Origin of the sequence: Lentzea sp. NPDC005914, from assembly GCF_040629405.1 — a bacterium.
GTDB lineage: Bacteria > Actinomycetota > Actinomycetes > Mycobacteriales > Pseudonocardiaceae > Lentzea.
This window is the reverse complement of the sequence record NZ_JBEXVQ010000024.1, coordinates 16155-39282: the sequence shown is the minus strand read 5'-3', so window position 1 is coordinate 39282 and position 23128 is coordinate 16155. Positions and strand designations below refer to the sequence as shown.

23 protein-coding genes are annotated in these 23128 nt (G+C 68.3%); 14 read left to right on the top strand and 9 right to left on the bottom strand.

Features of this window, described 5'->3' with window-relative positions; all coding sequences use genetic code 11:
- Positions 1–529: 529 nt before the first annotated feature.
- From ABZ345_RS29840 to ABZ345_RS29830, 3 genes are read left to right on the top strand one after another with little or no spacing between them, the layout of a single operon-like run.
- Positions 530–2188, top strand: coding sequence for a glycoside hydrolase family 3 N-terminal domain-containing protein (locus tag ABZ345_RS29840; protein WP_359856049.1), 1659 nt, complete (start codon positions 530–532; stop codon positions 2186–2188).
- Positions 2185–3390: a DUF1343 domain-containing protein gene (locus ABZ345_RS29835; RefSeq protein ID WP_359855768.1), complete on the top strand. Its 1206-nt coding sequence runs from the start codon at positions 2185–2187 to the stop codon at positions 3388–3390. Before ABZ345_RS29840 ends, ABZ345_RS29835 begins: the two co-directional genes overlap by 4 nt.
- A 7-nt stretch (positions 3391–3397) precedes the next feature.
- Complete coding sequence (locus ABZ345_RS29830) at positions 3398–4921, top strand: serine hydrolase domain-containing protein (protein ID WP_359855765.1); 1524 nt, start codon at positions 3398–3400, stop codon at positions 4919–4921.
- On the opposite strand, the gene ABZ345_RS29825 is transcribed toward ABZ345_RS29830, so the two are convergent.
- Positions 4904–6241, bottom strand: coding sequence for a PLP-dependent aminotransferase family protein (locus tag ABZ345_RS29825; protein WP_359855763.1), 1338 nt, complete (start codon positions 6239–6241; stop codon positions 4904–4906). The genes ABZ345_RS29830 and ABZ345_RS29825 overlap by 18 nt on opposite strands.
- 50 nt (positions 6242–6291) lie before the next feature.
- On the opposite strand from ABZ345_RS29825, the gene ABZ345_RS29820 reads away from it, so the two are divergent.
- Genes ABZ345_RS29820 through ABZ345_RS29810 form a run of 3 tightly spaced genes read left to right on the top strand, consistent with a single transcriptional unit; the run spans position 6292 to position 8684 of the window.
- Complete coding sequence (locus tag ABZ345_RS29820; protein ID WP_359855760.1) at positions 6292–6843, top strand: carboxymuconolactone decarboxylase family protein; 552 nt, start codon at positions 6292–6294, stop codon at positions 6841–6843.
- A gap of 12 nt (positions 6844–6855) precedes the next feature.
- Complete coding sequence (locus tag ABZ345_RS29815; protein WP_355557932.1) at positions 6856–7776, top strand: MurR/RpiR family transcriptional regulator; 921 nt, start codon at positions 6856–6858, stop codon at positions 7774–7776.
- Positions 7773–8684 carry an N-acetylmuramic acid 6-phosphate etherase gene (locus tag ABZ345_RS29810; protein WP_359855758.1) on the top strand — a complete coding sequence of 304 codons (912 nt, stop codon included), beginning with the start codon at positions 7773–7775 and terminating at the stop codon, positions 8682–8684. The genes ABZ345_RS29815 and ABZ345_RS29810 overlap by 4 nt, the downstream gene beginning before the upstream one ends.
- Positions 8685–8688: 4 nt before the next feature.
- On the opposite strand, the gene ABZ345_RS29805 is transcribed toward ABZ345_RS29810, so the two are convergent.
- Entirely contained in the window at positions 8689–9213 is a 525-nt protein-coding gene (locus ABZ345_RS29805; protein ID WP_359855755.1) for an AAA family ATPase, read from the bottom strand.
- Positions 9210–9650, bottom strand: coding sequence for an Lrp/AsnC family transcriptional regulator (locus ABZ345_RS29800; RefSeq protein WP_359855752.1), 441 nt, complete (start codon positions 9648–9650; stop codon positions 9210–9212). Before ABZ345_RS29800 ends, ABZ345_RS29805 begins: the two co-directional genes overlap by 4 nt.
- Positions 9651–9756: 106 nt before the next feature.
- Here ABZ345_RS29800 and ABZ345_RS29795 point away from each other — a divergent pair, with 106 nt between their 5' ends.
- Positions 9757–10572 (top strand): tryptophan 2,3-dioxygenase family protein, encoded by an 816-nt coding sequence (locus tag ABZ345_RS29795; RefSeq protein WP_359855750.1) that lies wholly within the window; start codon positions 9757–9759, stop codon positions 10570–10572.
- Positions 10569–11669, top strand: coding sequence for a kynureninase (gene kynU, locus ABZ345_RS29790; protein WP_359855747.1), 1101 nt, complete (start codon positions 10569–10571; stop codon positions 11667–11669). Before ABZ345_RS29795 ends, kynU begins: the two co-directional genes overlap by 4 nt.
- Here kynU and ABZ345_RS29785 read toward each other — a convergent pair.
- Positions 11659–12387, bottom strand: a complete 729-nt coding sequence (locus ABZ345_RS29785; RefSeq protein ID WP_359855744.1) for an oxidoreductase — start codon at positions 12385–12387, stop codon at positions 11659–11661. The two genes, kynU and ABZ345_RS29785, sit on opposite strands and share 11 nt — an antisense overlap.
- 259 nt (positions 12388–12646) lie before the next feature.
- On the opposite strand from ABZ345_RS29785, the gene acs reads away from it, so the two are divergent.
- The 4 genes from acs to ABZ345_RS29765 all read left to right on the top strand — a co-directional run bounded on the left by acs (position 12647) and on the right by ABZ345_RS29765 (position 17273).
- Positions 12647–14629: an acetate--CoA ligase gene (gene acs / locus ABZ345_RS29780; protein WP_359855741.1), complete on the top strand. Its 1983-nt coding sequence runs from the start codon at positions 12647–12649 to the stop codon at positions 14627–14629.
- A 126-nt stretch (positions 14630–14755) separates the two neighbouring features.
- Positions 14756–15922, top strand: a complete 1167-nt coding sequence (gene nhaA, locus ABZ345_RS29775; RefSeq protein WP_359855738.1) for a Na+/H+ antiporter NhaA — start codon at positions 14756–14758, stop codon at positions 15920–15922.
- The gene (locus ABZ345_RS29770) at positions 15919–16359 is read left to right on the top strand and encodes a phage holin family protein (protein ID WP_359855735.1); all 441 of its coding nucleotides are present in this window, start codon (positions 15919–15921) and stop codon (positions 16357–16359) included. Before nhaA ends, ABZ345_RS29770 begins: the two co-directional genes overlap by 4 nt.
- Positions 16356–17273: an alpha/beta hydrolase gene (locus ABZ345_RS29765; protein ID WP_359856046.1), complete on the top strand. Its 918-nt coding sequence runs from the start codon at positions 16356–16358 to the stop codon at positions 17271–17273. The genes ABZ345_RS29770 and ABZ345_RS29765 overlap by 4 nt, the downstream gene beginning before the upstream one ends.
- Here the strand turns inward: ABZ345_RS29765 and ABZ345_RS29760 are convergent.
- Entirely contained in the window at positions 17245–18729 is a 1485-nt protein-coding gene (locus ABZ345_RS29760) for an FAD-dependent oxidoreductase (protein ID WP_359855733.1), read from the bottom strand. The genes ABZ345_RS29765 and ABZ345_RS29760 overlap by 29 nt on opposite strands.
- A 69-nt stretch (positions 18730–18798) precedes the next feature.
- On the opposite strand from ABZ345_RS29760, the gene ABZ345_RS29755 reads away from it, so the two are divergent.
- Entirely contained in the window at positions 18799–19509 is a 711-nt protein-coding gene (locus tag ABZ345_RS29755) for a TetR/AcrR family transcriptional regulator C-terminal domain-containing protein (RefSeq protein WP_359855730.1), read from the top strand.
- Here the strand turns inward: ABZ345_RS29755 and ABZ345_RS29750 are convergent.
- From ABZ345_RS29750 to nth, 4 genes are read right to left on the bottom strand one after another with little or no spacing between them, the layout of a single operon-like run.
- Entirely contained in the window at positions 19487–20674 is a 1188-nt protein-coding gene (locus tag ABZ345_RS29750) for a MarP family serine protease (RefSeq protein WP_359855727.1), read from the bottom strand. The genes ABZ345_RS29755 and ABZ345_RS29750 overlap by 23 nt on opposite strands.
- Before the next feature lie 15 nt (positions 20675–20689).
- On the bottom strand, positions 20690–21349 hold the full coding sequence (locus ABZ345_RS29745) for a CoA pyrophosphatase (protein ID WP_359855724.1): 660 nt from the start codon (positions 21347–21349) through the stop codon (positions 20690–20692).
- On the bottom strand, positions 21346–21909 hold the full coding sequence (locus ABZ345_RS29740) for a TlpA disulfide reductase family protein (protein ID WP_359855721.1): 564 nt from the start codon (positions 21907–21909) through the stop codon (positions 21346–21348). Before ABZ345_RS29740 ends, ABZ345_RS29745 begins: the two co-directional genes overlap by 4 nt.
- Positions 21906–22613 carry an endonuclease III gene (gene nth / locus ABZ345_RS29735; protein ID WP_359856043.1) on the bottom strand — a complete coding sequence of 236 codons (708 nt, stop codon included), beginning with the start codon at positions 22611–22613 and terminating at the stop codon, positions 21906–21908. The genes ABZ345_RS29740 and nth overlap by 4 nt, the downstream gene beginning before the upstream one ends.
- Before the next feature lie 136 nt (positions 22614–22749).
- On the opposite strand from nth, the gene ABZ345_RS29730 reads away from it, so the two are divergent.
- The gene (locus ABZ345_RS29730; protein ID WP_359855718.1) at positions 22750–22989 is read left to right on the top strand and encodes a hypothetical protein; all 240 of its coding nucleotides are present in this window, start codon (positions 22750–22752) and stop codon (positions 22987–22989) included.
- Positions 22990–23128: the final 139 nt, after the last annotated feature.

Genomic DNA, 23128 nt, shown 5'->3' with positions numbered 1-23128 from the left:
CTGTCAGCGGTACCGGAACATGTACAAAACCTCACAAACGCTGAAACCGCAGTACTTTCACTACTGAACGTGGCTTGAACGGTGCACCCGTCCGAGCCCTTGCTGTGACCGGCCCCACGCACTTAAATAGGTGGTGCGGAACTCGGGTCGGCCAGGGGCCAGACGAAGAGAAGTCAGGATCCACCCCGACCAAGCTCCGTGCGCGGACTTCGAGTACCCACGCGCAGCACGCCGCGGGAGGCTTGTCGTCTAGGGCCTGCGTACCGGGACGCCGGACGCCGAGGCCAGGGTTGTACGACTAGAGTTGCACGCTTGGTAACTCGCAAGCCCGCGCTGTCGACAGGGCACCCTTTCGAGGGTGCCCTGTCTGCGTGTTCGGTGAAAAAGTGCCACCGAACGGCAGAATGTGCGCCCGTTGACCCACCACGCCACCGTGAGTAACTTGCGAAATACGCCAGTTACCTGTGGGAACATCACCGGGAGGCACGGACAAGTGCGGAAGTTTGCCGCGTTGACGCTGGTCACAGCCATGGTCGCCCTCACGCCGGTGGCGAGAGCGGACGCCTCGGTGACCACGCTGCGCGGGATGTCGCTGGAACAGAAGGTCGGCCAGCTCTTCGTCACGTACGTCAACGGCCAGGCCGCCGACGTCCCGCACCCCAAGAACCAGACCGACTTCGGAGTCGGCACGCCCGCCGAGATGGTGCGCAAGTACCAGCCGGGCGGCGTCATCTACTTCAACAACTCGAGCCGCGACAACATCGACACCCCGAAGCAGATCGCGCAGCTCTCCAACGGCCTGCAGAAGGCCAGCCGCATCCCGCTGCTCATCTCGACCGACCAGGAGATGGGCCTCGTCACGCGCATCGGCCCGCCGGCCACGCAGCTGCCGGGCAACATGGCCCTGGGCGCCGGTCGCAGCACCGAGGACGCCGAAGCGGCCGCGCGCATCACCGCCCAGGAACTCCGCGCGATGGGCATCAACCAGAACTTCGCCCCGGACGCCGACGTGAACTCCAACCCGGCGAACCCGATCATCGGCGTGCGCAGCTTCTCGAGCGACCCGAAGCTCGCGTCCGACATGCTGACGGCCCAGGTCACGGGCTACGAGGGGCGCCGCTGGTTCGACCCGGAGTCGGTCACCTCGACGGCCAAGCACTTCCCCGGCCACGGCGACACGTCCGAGGACAGCCACACCAGCCTCCCGGTCTCCGGCCGCAGCCTCGACCAGTGGCGCCAGATCGACGCGCCGCCGTTCAGGGCCGCCATCGCCGCCAAGATCGACTCGATCATGACCGCGCACATCCAGGTGCCGAAGATCGACCCGTCCGGTGAGCCGGCCACGCTGTCCAACAAGATCGTCACCGGTCTGCTCCGCGACGAGCTGAAGTACGACGGCGTGATCATCACCGACTCGCTCGAGATGGCGGGCGTCCGCCAGCTGCACCCCGACGACGCGCAGATCCCGATCCTCGCCATCAAGGCGGGCGTCGACCAGCTGCTGATGCCGCCGAACCTCGGTCTCGCGATCGACAGCGTCGTCAAGGCCGTCCGCAGCGGTGAGATCTCCGAGCAGCGCATCGACGAGAGCGTGCTGCGCATCCTCAAGATGAAGCTCCTGCGCGGTGTCATGCTCAACGCCGAGGTCAACGTGAACAAGGTCGACCAGATCGTCGGCTCCAACACCGAGGCCGCCCAGCGCATCGCCGACCGCACCATCACCGCCGTCCGCAACGACGGCCAGGCGATCCCGCTCAACGCCAAGGCCCCCCTGGTCGTCGGCACCAGCGACGGCCCGACGGCGGCCCTCGCGACCAGGCTCAAGGGCACCAAGGTGGTGACGGCGACCAGCCCCACCCCGGCCCAGATCCAGCAGGCCCTGGCCGCGGCGGCCAACGCGGACAAGATCGTCGTGCTCACCAACAACCTGAGCACCCGGCCCGCCCAGCTCGACCTGCTCAACCAGCTGGTCGCCACGGGCAAACCGGTCATCGCGGCCGCCACCGGCAACCCGTACGACGTCGCCTACAGCAACGCCAAGACGTGGCTCGCCACCTACTCGACCACGACCGTCTCCATGGAGGCACTGGCCAAGATCCTGCTCGGCGAGGCCAAGCCGCAGGGCAAGCTCCCGGTCGACGTGCCAGGCCCGACCGCCTACCCGTTCGGACACGGAGTGACCTGGTGAGAAGGCGGCAGTTCCTCACGGCGAGCGCGCTGTCCGTCCCGCTCGTCACCGCAGGAACCGCCACCGCGGCCCCGAGGCTCGTCACCGGAGCTGAACAGCTCGCTCAAGACGGCTGGCGCAAGCTCAAGGGCCGCAAGGTCGGCGTGCTCACGAACCCGACGGGCATCCTCGAGGACCAGACCCACATCGTCGACTCGATGGTCGAGCACAACGCCAAGCCGACAGCCGTCTTCGGGCCCGAACACGGCTTCCGCGGCACGGCGCAGGCGGGCGGCTCCGAGGGCGACTACGCGGACCCACGCACCGGTATCCCGGTGTACGACGCGTACGGCGCCAACGCCACGAAGCTCCGGGCTATGTTCACAAAAGCGGGCATCGACACGGTCGTGTTCGACATCGCGGACGTAGGCGCGCGCTTCTACACCTACATCTGGTCGATGTACACGGCGATGCAGGCCGCCCCGAACCTGGACTTCCTCGTCCTCGACCGCCCGAACCCCATCGGCGGCAATGCGAACGGCCCGCAGCTCGACCCCGCCTATGCCACCGGCGTCGGTCTCAAGCCGATCGTCCAGCAACACGGCATGACCGTCGGCGAGCTCGCCCGCTTCTTCAAGGGCGAGTTCGACCTGACCACGAAACTCGAAGTGGTCAACGTCAAGGGCTGGCGGCGGAACCAGCTCGACACCGGCCTCCCCTGGGTGCCGCCGAGCCCGAACATGCCCACCCAGGACACCGCGCTCGTCTACCCCGGCACGTGCCTGTTCGAAGGCACGGTCCTCTCGGAGGGCCGCGGCACCACTCGCCCGTTCGAAACCGTTGGCGCGCCGGGAATCGACTGGCGCTGGGCCGAGCAACTCAACGCGCTCGACCTGAAAGGCGTGCGGTTCCGCGAGACCTACTTCGCGCCGACGTTCAACAAGTTCCAGGGCAAGACCTGCGGCGGCGTCACCCTGCACGTCACCGACCCGCACGAGTTCGACGCCATCAAGGCAGCTGTCGCCATGCTGATCACAGCGAAGTCGTTGTACCCCGGCGTGTTCGCGTGGCGGCCCGACAACTGGATCGACAAGCTCAGCGGCTCCGACCGGCTGCGCACGATGATCGACGCCCAGGCGCCACTGAACGAGATCGTCGGCGCTTGGCATCAAGAACTGCAGCAGTTCCGCCGCACCCGCCTGCCCTACCTGCGCTACCGGTGAGGACGCCATGCTCATCCCTGCACTGGCCGTCGCACTCGTGACGACCGCGATCCCCGGCCACTTCGACCAGCCCCAGGACGGTTTCGCGAAACCCTGGACGACCCTGCGCGAGTCCAACCCGTACTGGGCCAACCTCGATCCGGAGCCGATCAACGCGGCCCTGCGCCAGCTCCGCGAGTTCCAGAAACCCCAGGCGAACGGCAAACCTCTCTTCGCCGGCGCCGTCACGATGCTCGTGCACGACGGCAAGATCGTCACGCACGACCGCACGGGCTACGCGGTCCTGTACAAGGACCAGCAAACCCAGCTGCCAGACGAAGAACGCGTTCCCATGCAGAAGGACACGATCTTCGACCTCGCCTCGATCTCCAAGCTGTTCACGTCGATCGCGGTGATCCAGCAGGTCGAGAACCACAAGGTCGACATCGACGAGAAGGTCGCCCACTACCTGCCCGAGTTCGGCGTCAACGGCAAAGAGAACATCACCGTCAAGCAGCTCCTCACACACACGAGCGGCCTCGAACCGTTCATCCCGTTGTGGAAGCTGTACCCGGACATCCCGTCACGCATCAAAGCCGTGATGGACGTGAAGCCGAAGTCCACGCCCGGCACCACGTACGTCTACTCCGACCTGAACCTGATCACTCTCGGCGAGCTCGTCCACAAGGTGAGCGGCAAACGCCTCGACGAGGCTGTGCGAGACGGCATCACCAGACCGCTCGGCATGAAGGACACCGGCTACAACCCGAAGGCCAAGAACCGAACAGCCGCAACGGAGTTCCAGACCGCACCTCCACGCGGCATGGTCCGCGGCGAGGTGCACGACGAGAACTCGTGGTCCCTCGGAGGAGTCGCCGGACACGCGGGTGTCTTCGGCACGGCCAAGGACCTCGCCATCCTCGGCCAGACGATCCTCAACGGCGGCACGTACAACGGCCGGAGGATCCTCACCGAGCACTCCGTCGAGCTGATGCTGACGAACTTCAACCAGCAGTTCCCGGACAACGCCCACGGTCTGGGCTTCGAGCTCGACCAGCGCTGGTACATGGGCGCGTTGAGCAGTCCGGGCACCGCGGGCCACACCGGCTACACCGGCACGTCGTTCGTGATCGACAAGGCCTCGCGGTCGATCGCGATCCTGCTGACCAACCGCGTGCACCCGTCGCGTGACTGGGGCAGCGTCAACCCCGCTCGCCGGGCCGTCGCCGACGGTCTCGCCAACGCACTCGCGGTCCAGTCGCACGGAAGGCAGTGGCGCGCAACGACTTCCGGCGGCACCCTCATCGCGGAACGCCCGGTCGAGGTCTTCGTCGACGTCGACGAGGGCGACAAGCTGACGGTCCAGCACTGGAACGGCACCGACTGGCAGGACGCCCGCACCATCACGACGACCGAACGCCGTTGGGTGCCAACAGAATCCGTCAAAACCAGGTTCGTCTACACCAAGGCCGGTCAGTACAACGGCCGTGGCGTCTACGTCCACGCCCGTGGCGACGTCACGGCTGAAGGCTGGTCAGTGGCACGCCGCTAGCACTTCGGTGAACAACGGGAGCGCCCGTGGAAACGCGGGCGCTCCGAAGCTCACCACGATCCCTGTGCGGTCGTCGTCGCTCAGCTCGTGCCGGAACGACGAGAGAGGACTGACCTCGATCCCCCGTTCCCGCGCGGTCTGCACGATGGCGGTCTCGCGCGGTGTGTCCAGCACAGCGTGCATCCCAGCCGCGATGCCGGAGATCTCCGCATAGGACGAAACAGCCTCCACGAGCCGGTCACGCCGCCGTTGGTACTTCAACCGCATCCGCCGCACGTGGCTGTCGTACGCTCCGCACTCCAGAAAATCAGCCAACGTCAGCTGGTCGAGCATGCTGATGTACTGCTCACGATCGGTCTTCATCTCCAGGATCGGGTCGACGAACCGGTCTGGCAGCACCATCCACGCGATCCGCAACGCCGGTGACAAAGCCTTGCTGGACGTTCCCAGGTACACGACGTGCTCCGGATCGAGCCCTTGCACCGCCCCCACCGGCTGCCGGTCGTAGCGGAACTCGCCGTCGTAGTCGTCCTCCAGCACAAGACCGTCCACGCGCCGTGCCCACTCCACCGCCGACGCGCGCCGCAACGGATGTAGAGGACCGCCCAACGGGAATTGGTGCGCAGGCGTCAGCACGCAAACACGCCGGTCATCGGGCAACTGCTCGGTGTTCGCGCCGTGGTCGTCCACCGCCAACGGCACCGTCGACGTCCACAACGACTGGTGAAAGCCCAGCCCGTACTCCTCGACGACGACCGGGGGCTTCAGCAGCCGGTTGAACATCCGGATGGCGTCCGCGAACCCCGAACACACCACGATCCGCTCGGGATCGGCCCGCACGCCCCGCGTCCGCGCCAGGTACTCGGCCAACGCCGTCCGCAGCTCGATCCGTCCCTGCGGATCCCCTGGCCCGAACGCCTCCGACGGCGCCGCCATCAACGCGCGCCGCGTCGAACGGATCCACTCCGCGCGCGGGAACTCGGTGATGTCCGGCGTCGCCACCGTGAGGTCGAACCGGATGTCCGATCCGGGCGCCGCGCGCTTCACCGGCGGAGGTGGCGCGACCCGTTGCGCGACAACAGTTCCCGAACCCTGACGCGCGGTCAGCCACCCCTCGGCGACGAGCTCCGCGTACGCCTCGGCAACGGTGTTCCGCGCGATCCCGAGATCAGCGGCGAGCGACCGCGAGGCGGGCAGGCGCGTCCCGGGAGGCAGCCGCGCCGAACGGACCGCTTCCCGCAGCGACGCCGTCAACCGGTGCCGCAGCCCACCCGGACCGGACAGGTCTAGGTGGAAGTCCAGATTGGCCCACGATTCCACGATCAGATTGCACCATGCCGCGGGCCATTCGGCGGCCTAACTTCGAGGACATGACGACCCGCATCGACCTCGCCAAGAAGGCCCCCAAGATCTACCGCGCCCTGATCGCCCTCGACGCCGCCACCCGCGAGGGCTTCGACGAACAGCTCGCCGACCTCGTCCGCATCCGCGCCTCCCAGCTCAACCACTGCGCCTACTGCATCAACGCACACACGGCCGACGCCCGAAAGGGTGGCGAGTCCGAGGCGCGCATCTACCTCCTCAACGCGTGGCAGGAGGCCGGCGACGTCTACACCGAGAGGGAACAGGCCGCGCTGCTGCTGACCGAGGCCATCACGGTCATGAGCAGCCACGAATACGTCAGCGACGAGGTCTACGAACGTGCCGCGAAGCACTTCGACGAGGAAGAGTTGGCCCAGCTCATCGCACTGATCTTCACCATCAACTCGTGGAACCGGATCGCGGTGTCGACCAGGAAGAAGCCCGACGTTCGGTGTGCTTCCGCCGACACGCCGCGGGACGTTCGAGCCGATGGAGTGACTTTGGGACACAGTTGGGGTGAGTTCCGCCCACACTCCGTTGACCCTCGGAGTGGCGGTTAGTAAGTTTCCCACGTGTCCACTGAAAGCAGTGCCGAGTCCAGTCCGCTGGTGAAGATCCGGTCGTTGCTGCCGGGTCTCGCGCGCGCCGAACAGCGCGTCGCGAAGGTGGTCCTGGAGAACCCCGGAACGGTCGCGCACCGCAGCATCACCGAGGTCGCCGAGCAGGCGGGCACGAGTGAGACGACGGTGACGCGGTTCTGCAAGGCCATCGGCGTCGGCGGCTATCCGGAGCTGCGCATCGCGCTCGCCGCCGACACAGCTCGCAGCCAGGCCAGGGCCAACCACGACATGGGCGGCGACATCGGCCCCGGCGACGACCTCAAGCAGGTCGTGGGCAAGGTCGCGTTCGCGGACGCCCGCGCTGTCGAGGAGACCGCCGAGCAGCTCGACATCGAGTCGCTCGACAAGGTCGTCCAAGCGGTCGCGGGCGCCCGCCGGGTGGACGTCTACGGCTTCGGTGCCAGCGCTTTCGTGGCCTTCGACCTGCAGCAGAAGCTGCACCGCATCGGCCTGACCTGCTTCGCGTGGAACGACACGCACATCGCGCTGACCTCGGCCGCCGTGCTGACCGGCGCGGACGTCGCCGTCGGCATCTCGCACACCGGCTCGACCGTCGAGACGGTCGAGGCTCTCCGGGTGGCTCGCGAGACCGGCGCCACCACCGTCGCGTTGACGAACTTCCCGCGCTCGCCCATCACCGAGGTCGCCGACCACGTGCTGACCACGGCCGCGCGCGAGACCACGTTCCGCTCGGGCGCGATGGCCAGCCGCATCGCCCAGCTCACCGTGATCGACTGCCTGTTCATCGGCGTCGCCCAGCACCACGTCGACTCGGCGAAGACGGCGCTGGAGGCGACCTACGAAGCGGTGTCGGGCCACCGGCTCGGAGCAAGACCAGACGGCCGCCGGCGGCCGCGGGAGACGACTAAATGATCTCCCCCCGGAACGGTGTGGTGGTGCGCGTGGAATCTCCGACGGAGCAACGGAACCCTCGCACGGCCGACATCGACCGGGTCCCCACGATCGACGTGCTGCGGATGATCAACGACGAGGACCGCACGGTCCCGTCGGCGGTCGCCGCGGCACTGCCGGAGCTGGCCCGCGCGGTCGACCTGGGCGTCACCGCGATCATGTCGGGCGGCCGCGTCCACTACGTCGGCGCCGGCACGTCCGGTCGGCTGGCGACACTGGACGCCGCCGAGCTGGTGCCCACGTTCAACGTCCCGCCCGACTGGTTCGTCGCCCATCACGCGGGCGGCTCCGAGGCCCTCGTCCGCGCGGTCGAGGAGGTCGAGGACAGCTCCGGCGCGTCCCAGATCCGCCGCTCGGCGACCGCGAAAGACCTGGTCGTGGGCGTGACGGCGTCCGGACGCACGCCGTTCGTGATCGGCGCGCTGGAAGAGGCGCAAGCGCTTGGCGCCCGCACCGTGCTGGTGTCGAACAACGCCTCGGTGCCGATCACACCGGACGTGCTCGTCGCTCTGGACACAGGCCCCGAAGCCATCGCGGGCTCGACCCGGATGAAGGCGGGGTCGGCGCAGAAGCTGGTGCTGACGTCGTTCTCGACGGCGGTGATGGTCAAGCTCGGCCGCACCTACTCGAACCTGATGATCAGCATGCGGGCGACGAACGCGAAGCTTCGCGGGCGGACGATCCGGATCCTGCACGAGGCCACCGGGCTGCCCGAGAACGACTGCGCGCAGGCGTTGGCGGACGCGTCCGGTGACCTCAAGGTGGCGCTGGTGCACCTGCTGTCCGGTGTGCCGACCGAACGCGCGGCCGCTGCGCTGGAGGCCACGTTCGGCCACGTCCGCGACGCCCTGGACCGGCTGGCGGGTTGACCGCTCAACGAGGCCGGGCAGCTCGGAGGACTTCGGCGACGATCATGGGGAGGTCCAGCGGCCCGGTGGTGTCGACCTCCACCAACGGGCCGACGCCAAACGGGCGCACCGGTTCTCCCCACAGCTCGGCCTCGTCGCGCTCCAGATCCAGATGGCCCGCGCTCCGGTCCGCTGCCCTGGCGTAGTAGCGCGACCGGGCCACTTCCACCGGTACGACGCAGCGCAGCTCCACCACGGGGCCCGGCAACGCGGCCACCAGGGGCCGCGTGTAGTCGAACCACGTGCTGTCCACCACCGCGCCCGGACAACGACGGGCGATCCGCAGGACCGCGAGGACGGCTGCCCGCCCCAGCCGCCGCGACTCGCTCACCGTGCCGGGTTGACCGAGCCCGTCGGCAAGGGCCTCCTTGACCTCGTCCTTGGCCAGCACCGGCACCCCGAGCCGCGGCCCGAGTGCGGTCGCCAGCGTGGTCTTGCCCGCCCCCGGCCAGCCTCCGACCAGCACGAACACACCCTCGGACGTGCTCATCCCGGTAGCACGGGCCGCCACGGGATCGGCGTCGAGAGCACCATCGCGCTCGACGTCTCCCCGTGCGCGGCCAGGCGGACCAGCAGCCGTTCCAGCTCCATGATCGACGTCGTGACGACCTTCACGACCGAGCAGATCTCCCCGGTCAGCCGGACCACCTCGACGACCTCTGGAACGTCGTCGAGCAGCTCCGGATGGACCGTGATGCACCGCGGGCCGTAGCACTTCATGCGCACCAACGCGACGACCGGGCGTCCGACGACGGTGGGGTCGACCACGGCGCGGTAGCCGGTGATGGCGCCCATGTTCTCGAGCCTGCGGACCCGTTGAGCGACCGTCGGCGGTGAGACGTGCACGCGGCGTGCGAGCTCGTTGTACGACAGACGCGCGTCCTCTTGGAGGGCCTCCAACAGGGCCTTGTCGACCTCGTCCAACATGAACGCAAAGCTACTCGCCGATCTGCTTTGCGATCAGAAGAAGTTCGAGCCGAACGCCTTTCGTCGTCCATTCAGGTGACGGAGCCCGGGCAGGAGGATTGAGGGCATGAGCTGCCCCGTTTCCCCCAAGCTGGATTTCGGCGGCACCACGCCGTACGAGGACTACGTGCACGCGTCGGTGTTGCACACTCTTCAACAGCAGTGGTCCAAGGACCCGCGCGAGATGTCGTTCCTGGTCATCACGCAGGTCATGGAGCTGTACTTCGGCCTGCTGTGCTTCGAGTGGCGGCAGGCCCAGACCGAACTGCGCCAGGACGACCTCCGCGCGGCCGTCAGGACGTTGCGGCGCTCGGACCTCCACCTGCAGGCGCTGTCCGCGGCGTGGCGGCCGATCGCGCGCATGACCCCCACCGAGTTCAACTCGTTCCGCGACGCGCTCGGCGAGGGCTCGGGCTTCCAGTCGGGCATGTACCGCGAGATGGAGTTCCTGCTCGGCGAGAAGTCCGCGTCGATGCTCGTGCCGCACCGCGCGGTGCCGGCGATGCACGACCAGTTGGAGAAGTCGCTGGCCCTTCCGTCGCTCTACGACGACGTGCTGGCGGCACTCAAGCGCAAGGGTTTCGACATCCCGCAGGAGATCCTCGACCGCGACCTCACCAAGGCTTACGAACCGTCGGCCGAGGTCGAGCAGGTGTGGGCGGAGATCTACCGCGGCCACGACCGCGACCTGCTGGAACTCGGCGAGGCGCTGACCGACATCGCCGAGGAGTTCGCGCGCTGGCGCTACGACCACCTGCTGGCGACCCGCCGTTCGATGGGCTCGAAGGTCGGCACTGGCGGCTCGGCCGGCGTCGCCTGGCTGGAGAAGCGCACCCAACGAGCGGTGTTCCCCGAGCTGTGGACTGCCAGGAGCTACGTGTGAAGCGCGAGCTGTTCGACATCCCGGAAGGCGTCATCTACCTCGACGGCAACTCGCTCGGCGCACCGCCGAAGCACGTCGCGGAACGCATGCAGGAGGTCGTGAAACACCAGTGGGGCACGCGGCTGATCAGGTCGTGGTCCGAGGGCTGGTGGGAGGCGCCGCAACGGATCGGCGACCGGATCGGCCGGCTGATCGGGGCCGCACCCGGTCAGGTCGTGGTGGGCGACTCGACGTCGGTCAACGTCTTCAAGACGTTGATGGGAGCCGTGAAAGGCACCAACCGCACGGAAATCGTGTGTGACGAGTCGACGTTCCCGACCGACGGTTACATCGCGCAGTCCGTGGCTTCGTTGACGGGCTTGAAGATCCGAGCCGCGCACCCGTCCTCATTGGACCTCAGCGAGAACACCGCCGTGGTGCTGCTCAACCACGTCGACTACCGGACCGGCGCGCTGAACGACATGACGGCGCTCACCGAGCAGGCGCATGAGGTTGGCGCACAAGTGGTCTGGGACCTCTGCCACAGCGCGGGCGTGCTGCCGATCGAATTGGACGCGTTGAACGTCGACTTCGCGATCGGCTGCACCTACAAGTTCCTCAACGGCGGCCCTGGCTCCCCCGCGTTCATCTACGTGCCGCACGAGAAGCAGCCGACGTTCGAGAACCCGCTCTCCGGCTGGAACGGGCACCGCGAGCCGTTCGCGATGGAAATGAGCTACGAACCGGACCCCGGCATCGTCAGGGCACGCGTCGGCACGCCGGACATCCTGTCGATGCTGGCGCTGGACGCCGCCCTGGACGTGTGGGACGACGTCGACCTGCACGAACTGCGCGAGCGGGGGCTCAAGCTCACCGCGTTGTTCCGCGAGCACGTCGAGAAGCTGACCGGCCTGGAAGTGATCACGCCGGTGGTCCGCGGCAACCAGATCTCGGTGCGCTGCCCGGACGCGTCGAAGGTCATGGACGAGCTGATCGCACGCGGAGTCATCGGCGACCACCGGCCGCCGGACATCCTCCGCTTCGGGTTCGCGCCGCTCTACGTGACGGACGAGGACGCGATCAAGGCTGCCGAAGCCCTGGCGGAAATCACCCGGTGAGCGCGGCGTCCGCGATGCTCTTCGCCTCGCGGGCGCCGGCCTCCAGCGCCGAGCACACGAACAGGATCCACTGAGCCAGACCCTCCAGCTCTCCCGAGGCGAACGCCACGGAAGCCGCCTCGTACTCGGCCGATCGGCGCAGGCACGCCACCTCCGGCACGCCGAGGCCCTTGGGGTCGAGGCCGCTGGAGATCGAGGTCATCCTGGCCGCGGCACGGGCGACGACCCCGTTGGCGACGTCGAACGGTGCCAGGCCGAGCAGTTCGCCGTGCACCACCGCGACCAGAACCGGTGCCGACACGGACGTTCCCCCAGTCACCAGCGACCCGAGCATGTCGAGCCGCGCCGAGACGTCATCGGACACCCGTGGGCGACCAACGTCAGAAGTCAGGTCCGCGGCGGCGAGAACGTGCAACCGCGCGAGAGCCTGCAACGGTGCACGCTGCCACGTGCTGACGAGTCCGCCGAGGGCCTCGGCGATCCGCAAAGACCCCGCCAGCACGGGATCCGAGACCTCGCCGGACTCCGGAATCTCGGTCGGCCCGCCCTCCAGCGCCGCCGACGCACGGGCCGCGCGGACGGACGCTTCCGCGGCGGTCGTGGCCCAGCCGCGCAAGTTCACCCGATGGCGGTGCACCTGGAAGACGGCGTCCTTGGCCGCGCCGGCGGCATCGGCCACACCGGGCAAGGAAAGCAGCGGAGCAAGCGGATCGGTCACGGTCGCGCAGAGTACCTGACCAGGTGAAACGCGTGATCCAGCTCACTGCCCGAACCGTTGAGCGCGCAACCGCGCCCGTTCATCGCGTCACACGTGCTTCAAGCAGACAAAACGGGTTACACAATGACAGTCGTGTAACCAACCTCCCAAGATTGGTCTGAACCTTTCGGGGGAGGAGCCTGTTGGAAGTGAACTGGCTCGCACTACGGTCAGTACCCGCATCCCCAACCGGTCTGGATTTTCCAGGAGGTCTCGCACCATGACCCAGTCGCCAGGCCAGGGCCAAGCCCTGGACAACCTGCTCACGGAGAGCAGGACGTTCCCGCCTTCCGACGAGTTCGCGGCACAGGCGAACGCACAGCCGGCGCTGTACGAGGAGGCGAAGGCCGACCGCGAGGCGTTCTGGGCGAAGCAGGCGGAACGGCTGCACTGGGACACCAAGTGGACGCAGGTGCTGGACTGGTCGGACGCGCCGTTCGCCAAGTGGTTCGTCGGCGGCAAGCTCAACGTCGCCTACAACTGCGTCGACCGGCACGTCGAGTCCGGCCACGGTGACCAGGTCGCGATCCACTGGGAGGGCGAGCCCGGCGACTCCCGCGCCATCACCTACGCGGAGCTGCAGCGCGAGGTCTCCAAGGCCGCCAACGCGCTGGCGTCGCTGGGCATCGGCGCCGAGGACCGCGTCGCGATCTACATGCCGATGGTCCCCGAGGCGATCTTCGCGATGCTCGCCTGCGCCCGCGTCGGCGCGCTGCACAACGTCGTGTTCGGCGGCTTCTCCGCCGAGGCGCTGCGCACCCGCATCCAAGACTCCGAGTGCCGGCTCGTGATCACGACCGACGGCCAGTACCGCCGCGGCAACCCGGCCCCGTTGAAGCCGGCCGTCGACGAGGCCGTCGCGGACGCGCCGTCGGTGGAGAAGGTCATCGTCGTCAAGCGCACCGACACCGAGGTCGCGTGGACCGACAAGGACGTGTGGTGGCACGAGCTGGTGGACTCGCAGTCCGACCAGCACACCCCCGAGGCGTTCGACGCGGAGCACCCGCTCTTCATCCTCTACACCTCGGGCACCACGGGTAAGCCGAAGGGCATCCTGCACACGTCCGGCGGCTACCTCACGCAGGCGTCGTACACGCACCACAACGTGTTCGACCTCAAGCCGGACACCGACGTCTACTGGTGCACCGCGGACATCGGCTGGGTCACCGGCCACAGCTACATCGTCTACGGCCCGCTGTCGAACCGCGTGACGCAGGTCGTCTACGAAGGCACGCCGAACACCCCGAACGAGGGCCGGCACTGGGACATCGTGCAGAAGTACGGCGTCTCGATCTACTACACGGCGCCGACGCTGATCCGCACCTTCATGAAGTGGGGCGCGGACATCCCGGCCAAGTACGACCTCAGCTCGTTGCGCGTGCTGGGTTCGGTCGGCGAGCCGATCAACCCCGAGGCGTGGATCTGGTACCGCGAGAACGTCGGCGGCGGCAAGGCCCCCATCGTGGACACGTGGTGGCAGACCGAGACCGGCGCGATCATGATCTCGCCACTGCCCGGCGTGGTCTCGACCAAGCCCGGTTCGGCGCAGCGCCCGTTGCCCGGCATCGGCGCGAAGGTCGTCAACGACGAGGGCGTCGAGGTGCCTCACGGTGGCGGCGGCTACCTGGTGCTGGACGAGCCGTGGCCGTCGATGCTGCGCGGCATCTGGGGCGACGAGGAGCGCTACCGCGACACTTACTGGTCGCGTTTCAAGGACCAGGGCTTCTACTTCGCGGGTGACGGCGCCAAGTACGACAACGACGGCGACATCTGGCTGCTCGGCCGCGTCGACGACGTGATGAACGTGTCCGGCCACCGCATCTCCACGACCGAGGTCGAGTCCGCACTGGTCTCGCACCCGACCGTGGCCGAGGCGGCCGTCGTCGGCGCGTCCGACGACACGACCGGCCAGGGCATCGTGGCGTTCGTGATCCTGCGCGGTGGCGCGGGTTCCGACGCCGGTGGTGCCGAGGCGATCAAGGCGCTGCGCGACCACGTCGCGAAGGAGATCGGGCCGATCGCGAAGCCGCGCCAGATCATGGTCGTGCCGGAGCTGCCGAAGACCCGCTCGGGCAAGATCATGCGCCGTCTGCTGCGCGACGTGGCCGAGAACCGCGCCGTGGGGGACGTGACGACGCTGGCCGACTCGTCGGTCATGGACATGATCTCGGCGGGTCTGCAGTCGGGCAAGTCCGAAGACTGATCTTGAGTGAAACGTGACGGGCGTCCTCGGCGAGGGCGCCCGTTCGCGTTAAGGTTGCGTCAGGGTGAGCCGGGAAGTCTGGTCGGCACGAGGATTTGCCGTACCTGCTGACCACCGGGGAGCCCCATGTCGCGCAAGAAGGCCGTAGTCGCCGAGTTCGCCCGTTACCTCCGCACGGAAACCGTCGGTGGCATGGTGCTGCTCGGAGCCACGGCCATAGCGCTGATCTGGGCCAATTCGCCGCTGTCGGCCGCCTACTTCGGGCTGCGGGACCTGCCTGTCGGGCCACTGTCCATTGGGGACTGGGCCAAGGACGGGTTGCTGGCCGTCTTCTTCTTCGTGGCCGGGCTCGAGCTGAAGCGCGAGCTCGTCGTCGGAGAGCTGTCGGAGTTGAAGGCCGCGATCCTGCCCGTGGTGGCGGCGATCGGCGGGATGATCGTGCCCGCGCTGATCGCGTTGACGATCGGGTGGGGGCAGCCGGGCATCGAGAAGGCGTGGGCGATTCCCGTCGCGACGGACATCGCGTTCGCGCTCGGCGTGCTGGCGATCACCGCGTCCGGGTTGCCGTCGAGCCTGCGGGTGTTCCTGTTGTCGTTGGCCGTGGTGGACGACCTGGGCGCGATCGTCGTGATCGCGATCCTGTTCACCGCGAAGTTCAACCTGCTCGCGGCGGGCGCGGTCGTACTGCTGCTGGCGCTGTACTGGTTCCTTCAGCACAAGCGGATCACCACACCGTTGCTCTACGTGCCGATCGCGCTCGCCACCTGGTGGTTCATGCACGAGTCCGGCATCCACGCCACGATCGCGGGCGTCGCACTGGCGTTGCTCACGCGGGTGAAGCGCGACCCCTACGAGCAGGAGGCGCCGGCGGTCCGGCTCGAGCACCGGCTGCAGCCGTGGTCGTCCGGTGTCGCGGTACCGGTGTTCGCGCTGTTCGCGGCCGGGATTCCGGTGGGCGCGGAGGCGTTCGGGAAGCTGTTCTCCGACAAGATCGCGATCGGCGTGATGGTCGGGTTGGTCGTCGGCAAGGTGATCGGGATCGTGGGGGCGTCGGCGCTGGCGGTGTGGTTCAAGGCGGCGGTCTGGCCGGCCGGCGCGGGGCCGCGGGACATCGTCGCGGTGGCCACGCTGGGCGGGGTCGGGTTCACGGTCAGCCTGTTGATCGCCGAGCTCTCCCTCGGCCAGGCCGAGACGGCGAAGGCCGCCGTGCTGCTCGCGTCCATGATCGCGTCGTTGCTCGCCGCGGTGTTGCTCATTCGCCGGAGCCGGGCTCATGGCACCATGTCCGAGTGACCACCAGGGAGCACATCGCGTCGATTCCGCTGACCGCAGACGACCCGACGGCCGAGGCGTCGATCGGCGGTCTCGTCCGAGACGCGACCGCGCACATGTCGACTCTGGTCAGAGCAGAGGTCGAACTCGCCAAGGGCGAGATCGTCAAGGAGGTCAAGAAGGGCGCGTTCGGCAGCGCCTACCTGATCGCCGCTCTCACGGTGCTCTGCTTCAGCCTGTTCTTCCTGTTCATGGCGCTCGGCTTCGGCTTCTCGGAGTGGTGGGGCTGGCCGCGGTGGGCGGGCTTCGGACTTGTGTTCGTCGTGATGCTCGTGGCCGTCGGGGCACTGGCCTGGCTCGGCGTGCGCAAGCTGAAGAAGATCAGGGCGCCGGAGAAGTCGATCGCGGCCGCGAAGGACACCGTCGCGGCCCTCACGCGCAGGGGCGACGACAACTGAGCCGCAAGCCGGACCCGTCGGTGGTGCGGGTCGCGGGTCCGTGGACGCACCGCGACGTCTCGGCCAACGGCATCCGCCTGCACGTCGCCGAACTCGGCGAGGGGCCCCTCGTGCTGCTCCTGCACGGGTTCCCCGAGTTCTGGTGGTCGTGGCGGCACCAGCTGACCGCGCTGGCCGAGGCCGGATACCGCGCGGTGGCGGTCGACCTGCGCGGGTACGGCGACTCGGACAAACCACCACGCGGCTACGACGGCTTCACGCTCGCCGGTGACATCGCGGGCCTGATCAAGGCGCTCGGCGCCCAACGCGCACACCTGGTGGGTCACGCGTGGGGCGGCGCCACGGCCTGGACGGTCGGCGCCATCCACCCGCGCCTGGTCTCGTCGATCTCGGTGCTGGCCGCACCGCACCCGCTCGCGATGCGCCGGGCGTTCCGCAGACATCCCCGCGTGAACTCCCACGTGCTGCGCTTCCAGCTGCCGATCTACCCGGAACGCTGGCTGACCGGCGAGAACGCCATGCAGGTCGCCCGGCTGCTGTCGGCGTGGTCCGGCCCGAAGTGGCGGTCGGCGCCCGAGTTCGACGAGGTCATCCGCCGCTGCCGCCAGGCGATGATGGTGCCGGGCGTCGCCCACAGCGCGATGGAGTACTTCCGCTGGGCGGTGCGCTCGCAGATCCGCAGCGACGGCCGCCGGTTCGCCGAGGCCGTCGACAAGCCGATGCAGGTGCCGGTGCTGCAGATCCACGGCTCCCTGGACCCGATCACGCTGGAGTCCTCCGCCCGCGACTCGCGGCCGTGGCTCGGGCCGGGGTCGGAGTTGCGGTGCCTGCCCGAGGTGGGGCACTTCCCGAACCAGGAGGCGTCCCACACCACGAGCAGGCTGATCACCGAGTTCCTGCAGAAGACTTCCTGAACGCGGTCGCCAGGGCCCCGGCCGGGTCGTCCGGCAGCTCCACCGAACGCCACGCGATGTAGCCGTCGGGCCGTACGAGCGAGGCGCCCTTTTCGGACAGTCCGAACACGTCCAGCCGCTCGATGCGTTCGTACTGGATGCCGAGGGGCTTGGCCGCTTCCTCCCACTGCGGGTGGTCCGCGACGAGCACCCAGCCGCGCTGGAACAGGTCCAAAGTGGACTTGCCCGGCTCGATCCACACGTGCGGAGCCCGCGTGCCCGGCTGGCCGTTCCACTGCTCGGGCAACTGCGCGGGCGGCAGTTCCGGACCCGCGCCGAGCACCGCGGCCGACCGGTAGAGCTGGCCGTAGTGCATCGCGTTGTTGTCGATCAGCTCGGCGTCTTCCGGTGCCTGGTCCCGGTTGTGGCCGTCGTTGCGCGCGAAGATCTGCTGGTGGCACAGCGACGCGACCGGACGTCGCTCGGCGTCGTAAGTGTCCAACAGGGACGGACGTGACTCGCCTTTCACGACGGCCGCGAGCTTCCAGGCGAGGTTGTGCGCGTCCTCGATGCCGACGTTCGCCCCGAACCCGCCGCGGCTCGGCGGCAACGTGTGCGCGGCGTCGCCGGCCAGGAAGATCCGTCCGGCCGAGAACTGGTCCGCGACGCCCGCGCTGATCGTCCAACGACCGGTGGTGATGATCTCCACGTCGAGGTCGTCCCTGCCGATGGCCTGGTTGATCCTGGCTAGCAGCTCGGCCTCGGTGTACTCGCGGTCTTCGAGCATCAGGACCCAGCGGCCGTCGCCGTAGGTGGTCAGGAAGCCGACACCGTCCACGACGAACTGGCCGATCCCGTCCTTCAGGTACTCCTCCAGCGGCGCGCGGAACAGCACGCTGCGCGAGGTGTGCATGTAGCCGCGCCCGGTGCGGGTGATCCCGAGCCCTTCGCGAATCGGGCTGCGGTGGCCGTCGGCCGCGACGAGGTAGTCGGCCCGGATCTCGTACGGCTCGCCGTCGCCCTGCACGATCGCCGTGACGCCGTCGTCGTCCTGCGAGAACTCCAGCATCCGGGTGCTCATCCGGATGTCCGCGCCGAGCTCCCTGGCCGCGTCCCGCAGGAGCGGCTCCATCCTGTCCTGCGCCACCCCCACGCCCTTGCTGGGCGAGTACTCGATGTCCGACAGCTGCTCCGGCGGCGACCAGAAGGTCTCCTCGAACCGCTCCCCGACCAGGCTCGACACCCGGACCCGCCGGATGCCGAAGCCCTTCCCCACCCGGCTCGGCGGCAGCCTGTCCTCCAGTCCGACCGCGCGCAGCAACTCGCCCACCCGAGCGTTGAAGCCCACCGCCCGCGGGTGCGGTGAACTGCCCGGATGCTTCTCCACCAGCGTCACGTCCACCCCGCGCCACGCCAGGAACAACGCGGCCGACGTCCCCGCCAGGCCTCCCCCGACAACCAACACCGAAGTCTTCAAGACCCCTCCTCAATACGGCGTATCGCTCAATACACTGTATCGCAGTGAGACGCTGTATTGTCCACCTCGATGTCGAACGAAGTCGTGTGGGACCGCCCAGAGCCGCCCAGCAAGCCGTCGCCGACCCCGCTGAGCAGGGAGTTGATCGTGCGCGCCGCGATCGAGCTCGCAGACTCCGGCGGGCTCGACGAGGTGTCGATCCGCAAGGTCGCCGCCGCGCTGAACGCCGGCCCGATGCGCCTCTACGGCTATGTGGAGACCAAGGACGAGCTGCTCGACCTGATGGTCGACGAGGTCTACGGCGAGATCACGCTGCCGGCGCCGGGCACCGAGTGGCGTGCGGCCCTGACCCGGATCGCCCACGGCATCCGCGAGGCGGCGAAGAGGCACCCGTGGTTCATCGACCTGCTCGGCGGCCGCCCGCACCGCGGCCCGAACTCGCTGGCCTACATGGAAGCGTCACTGGCCACGCTCGACGGCAGGCCCGAGTTCCCGACGATCGACCACGTGCTCGGGGCGGTCGGCACGGTGATGGCGTTCGTCCGCGGCGCGGTCGGCAACGAGATCGCCGAAACCCGTGAAGAACAGTCCAGCGGCCTGACCGAGGAGCAGTGGCAGGCGGCGTCCGGGCCCTACATGGGGCGGATGCTGGCCACCGGGAAGTTCCCGACGCTGGCCAAGGTCATGTACGACGCCGAGCACACCAGCGCCGGGCCGTGGTTCGACACCGGCCTGAGCTACGTGCTCGACGGCATCGCTACGAGGCACACCCCTGCGTAGACGCCCGGCGGGTCAGCGTCGGCGCCTTCTGCACGGCCTGCTGCACCTGCTGGGAGGTCAGCACGAAGCCCGTCTCCGGGTCGTCGACCGCGGCACCGAAGACCACGCCCATCACGCGGCCCTGAGTGTCGACCAGCGGGCCACCGGAGTTGCCCGACCGGACCTCGGCGCGAACCGTGTAGACGTCGCGGGTGACCGTCTGCGCGTCGTAGATGTCCGGGCCGCGCAGCAGCGGGATGCGCTCCCGGATGCGGGCCGGCGAGGGCTTGAACGGGCCGTCCAGCGGATAGCCGAGCACGATGCCGTCCTCGCCCGGCTGCACCTCGTCCGAGCGGAACTGCAGCGGCGTGGCCTGCAGGTCCGGCACCGCGAGCACGGCGATGTCGGTGCGCGGGTCGTAGGAGACGACCGTCGCGTCGAACTGGCCGCGACCGACCTCGACCGTCACCTCGTTGGTGCCGGCGACGACGTGCGCGTTGGTCATGACGCGTTCCGGCGCGATCACGAACCCGGTACCTTCCAGGGCACGCGAGCACGACGGCGCGCGACCGCGGATCTTCAGCACGGACGACTGCAGCCGCTTCACGACCGGGGAGCCCGCCAACTGGTCGTTCGGCGGCTCGACCTCCTTGAGCGGCGTGCGGTTGAACGGGTCCATCGCCGCCGGGAAGCCCGACACGTCGAAGAGCTTCTGCAGGTCGCCGGACAGCACGCGGGCCGCCTGCGGCATGGTGTCGTCGACCTTGCCGAGGATCACCGACTGCTTGAGCGACGAGGTCAGGTCGGGAAGGCCGACGACCGAGGTCAGCGGGAGCGCGATCATCCACGCCACGATGAAGACGACCAGGCCCTGCACGATCGCACCCAGCGCGTTGTCCGCGCCGCGCAACGGCGACGCGTTGACCCGAGCCTTGATCGTCCTGCCGATGTAGACGCCGATCGTCTCGCCCAGTGCCACGAGCAGCACGACGATGCCGACGGCGAACACGACTTTGGTGACGACGTTCTCGAACTGGGACACCAGCAGCGGTGCGATCTGCGTGCCGAGGATCAGGCCGACGAGCACACCGACGAACGCGGGCAGCGCGACGACCATGCCTTGCCTGGCCCCGGACACCGCGGCTACGGCGGCAAGGCCCAGCACGAGCAGGTCAACCCAGTTCAACCCGAAACCTCCGCCTCACTGTGTAGCGCGCAACGCTAGTTCAAGGTCACGCACATCGGTCGCATCCCACGGCTGTTCCCAGCCGCCGAGTGCGATCAGGCCGTTGATCAACCCCGCGGTGAAGCCCCACACCAGCATGCCCGGCGCGGAGAAGGCCGCTCCGACGTAACCCGCAGGGTGACGCACCCGGAACCTGTTCGCAGGATCGGCGAGGTGCGCGACCGGCACCCGAGCGACGGCGGCGGTCTCCGCCGGGTCGACAGGTGCGACGGGGCTCGGCTGTTCCCAGTAGGCGAGCACAGGCGTGACCACGAACCCGGACACCGGTACGTAAAGCTCCGGCAGCAGAGCCAGCGGTCTCACTCCTGACGCCAGTACACCTGTCTCCTCGTAAGCCTCGCGTAATGCGGTGCCGACAGGCCCGCCGTCGTCCGGATCGGACGCCCCGCCGGGGAACGCGACCTGGCCCGGATGCGAGCCCAGCGTGTCCGAACGGCGCAGCAGCAGCACGTCCGGACCGTGGTTCTCGTCCTCGCCGAACAGCATCAGCACCGCCGCCTCGCGCACACCTTCCGACGGCGCCCGAGGAACTCGCATGAACGTGCTCGCGTCGATGTCCTCGGTGGCCTTGGCCAGGCGCTGCATCCAGTCGGGTGGCTCTGCTGCCTCCGTCATCGAACCGCCTTCTCCACCTGCTCGGGCACCTTGAAGTACGGCGGATCCGTGATCTGCCGGACCGTGCCGTCCGCTGCTACGTAATACGTGGCGGGAAGCGTCATCGGCGCCTTCACTCGCTTGCGCAGCTCGTCGGAGCCGTCGTAGACCGAGGGCAACCGCACACCGAGCCGCGCGAGCAGCTCCAGGCCGTCGGCTTCCCTGCTGTCCACAAGAACTGGGACGACCGGGACCGCACCTGGTTGCTTCGCATAGGTGTCGAGCACGGGCAGCTCCTCCTGGCACGGCTGGCACCAGGTCGCCCAGAAGTTGATCAGGAGCGGGCCCTTCAGCGCGAGAGCCGTCCGGGTGCCGTCACCCAGGCACGTCACGTCAACGCCGCCGTCACCCTTGGGTTGGCACGCCCTGAGCTGTGCCTGCGCGCGCAACGCGACAACGTCCTGGGCCGGGCGGGAGGACGTGGGCTGCGGCTCCGGTGACCTGTCACGGGGCCACAACGCCACGACACCCGCCACGCCCAGGACGAGCACGAGGACGAGCCAGCGCGTGCGGTTGTTCACCCCACAAGCTTCTCACCGGACCGGACCCGGTCGGCGAGCTCGAGCAGGTGCGGTTTCTCGTCGCCCTTCACGAGCTTGGCCGCTTTGTCCGGGTCTTCTGGACCGAGGCCGTACGACGGGCAGTCCTTCATCAGCAGACAGGCCCCGCACGCAGGGGTTTTGGCGTGGCAGACGCGGCGGCCGTGGAAGATGATCCAGTGCGAGGCCATGGTCCAGTCGCGCTTCTCGATGAGCTCGCCGATCGCGTGCTCGACCTTGACCGCGTCCTCGAGCTCGGTCCAGCCCCAGCGGCGGACGAGACGCCCGAAGTGGGTGTCGACTGTGATGCCCGGCACATCGAACGCGTTGCCCAGAACCACGTTGGCGGTCTTGCGTCCTACACCAGGGAGCTTGACCAGCTCCTCCAGAGTGCCCGGCACCACACCGTCGTACTGCTCCACAAGAGCAGCACCGAGACCTAGCAGAGACGTTGCCTTGTTCCGGTAGAAACCGGTCGGGCGGATCATCTCTTCGAGTTCGACCCTGTCCGCGCCGGCGTAGTCGGCGGCAGCCGGGTACTTCGCGAAGAGCGCGGGAGTGACCTCGTTGACCTTCTTGTCGGTGCATTGCGCGGACAGCACGACCGCCACGATCAACTCGAGCGGCGTCGTGAAGTCCAGCTCGCAGTGCGCATCGGGGTATCCCTCGGCAAGCACGCGCACCATCCGGCGGGCCCTGCGGGTCAAGCCGAGCTTGGTTTCCGGTTTCTTGGTAGCGGGCACTGATTCAGCGTAGTCAACACGCCGACACGACCCCCTAGACACGTACTCGATTCCCACATGCGCCACACTGCGGAGCATCATGACTGCCTGGTTTGTGATCGTCGTCCCGATCGTGATCATGTTCTTCGCGCTCTTCATGGAGCGCGTCGAAGCGAAGCTCCGGCACGTCGCCGTGCAGGAGAACGAGGTCGAGGAGTTCCTGGAGTCCGCCAGGCCTGAAGAGGTCAAGGCGCTCTACGGACACGGCATCGGTCGCGCCCTGGACATGTTCCGCCTGCGTCGCCGCGGCCGTGGTGCGCAGCGCAAGCGCGTCCGTTGACGGCCCCGTGCTGACCGCCACCCGAATGGCGTAAACTGGTTCGTCGGGCTCTGGATCGAGTCAGTCGGGTTGTTCCTAGTAAGACGGCGAGCCGAGCGGCGATCCACAACGCAGCCCTTAGACTGCAACGCAGTGATCG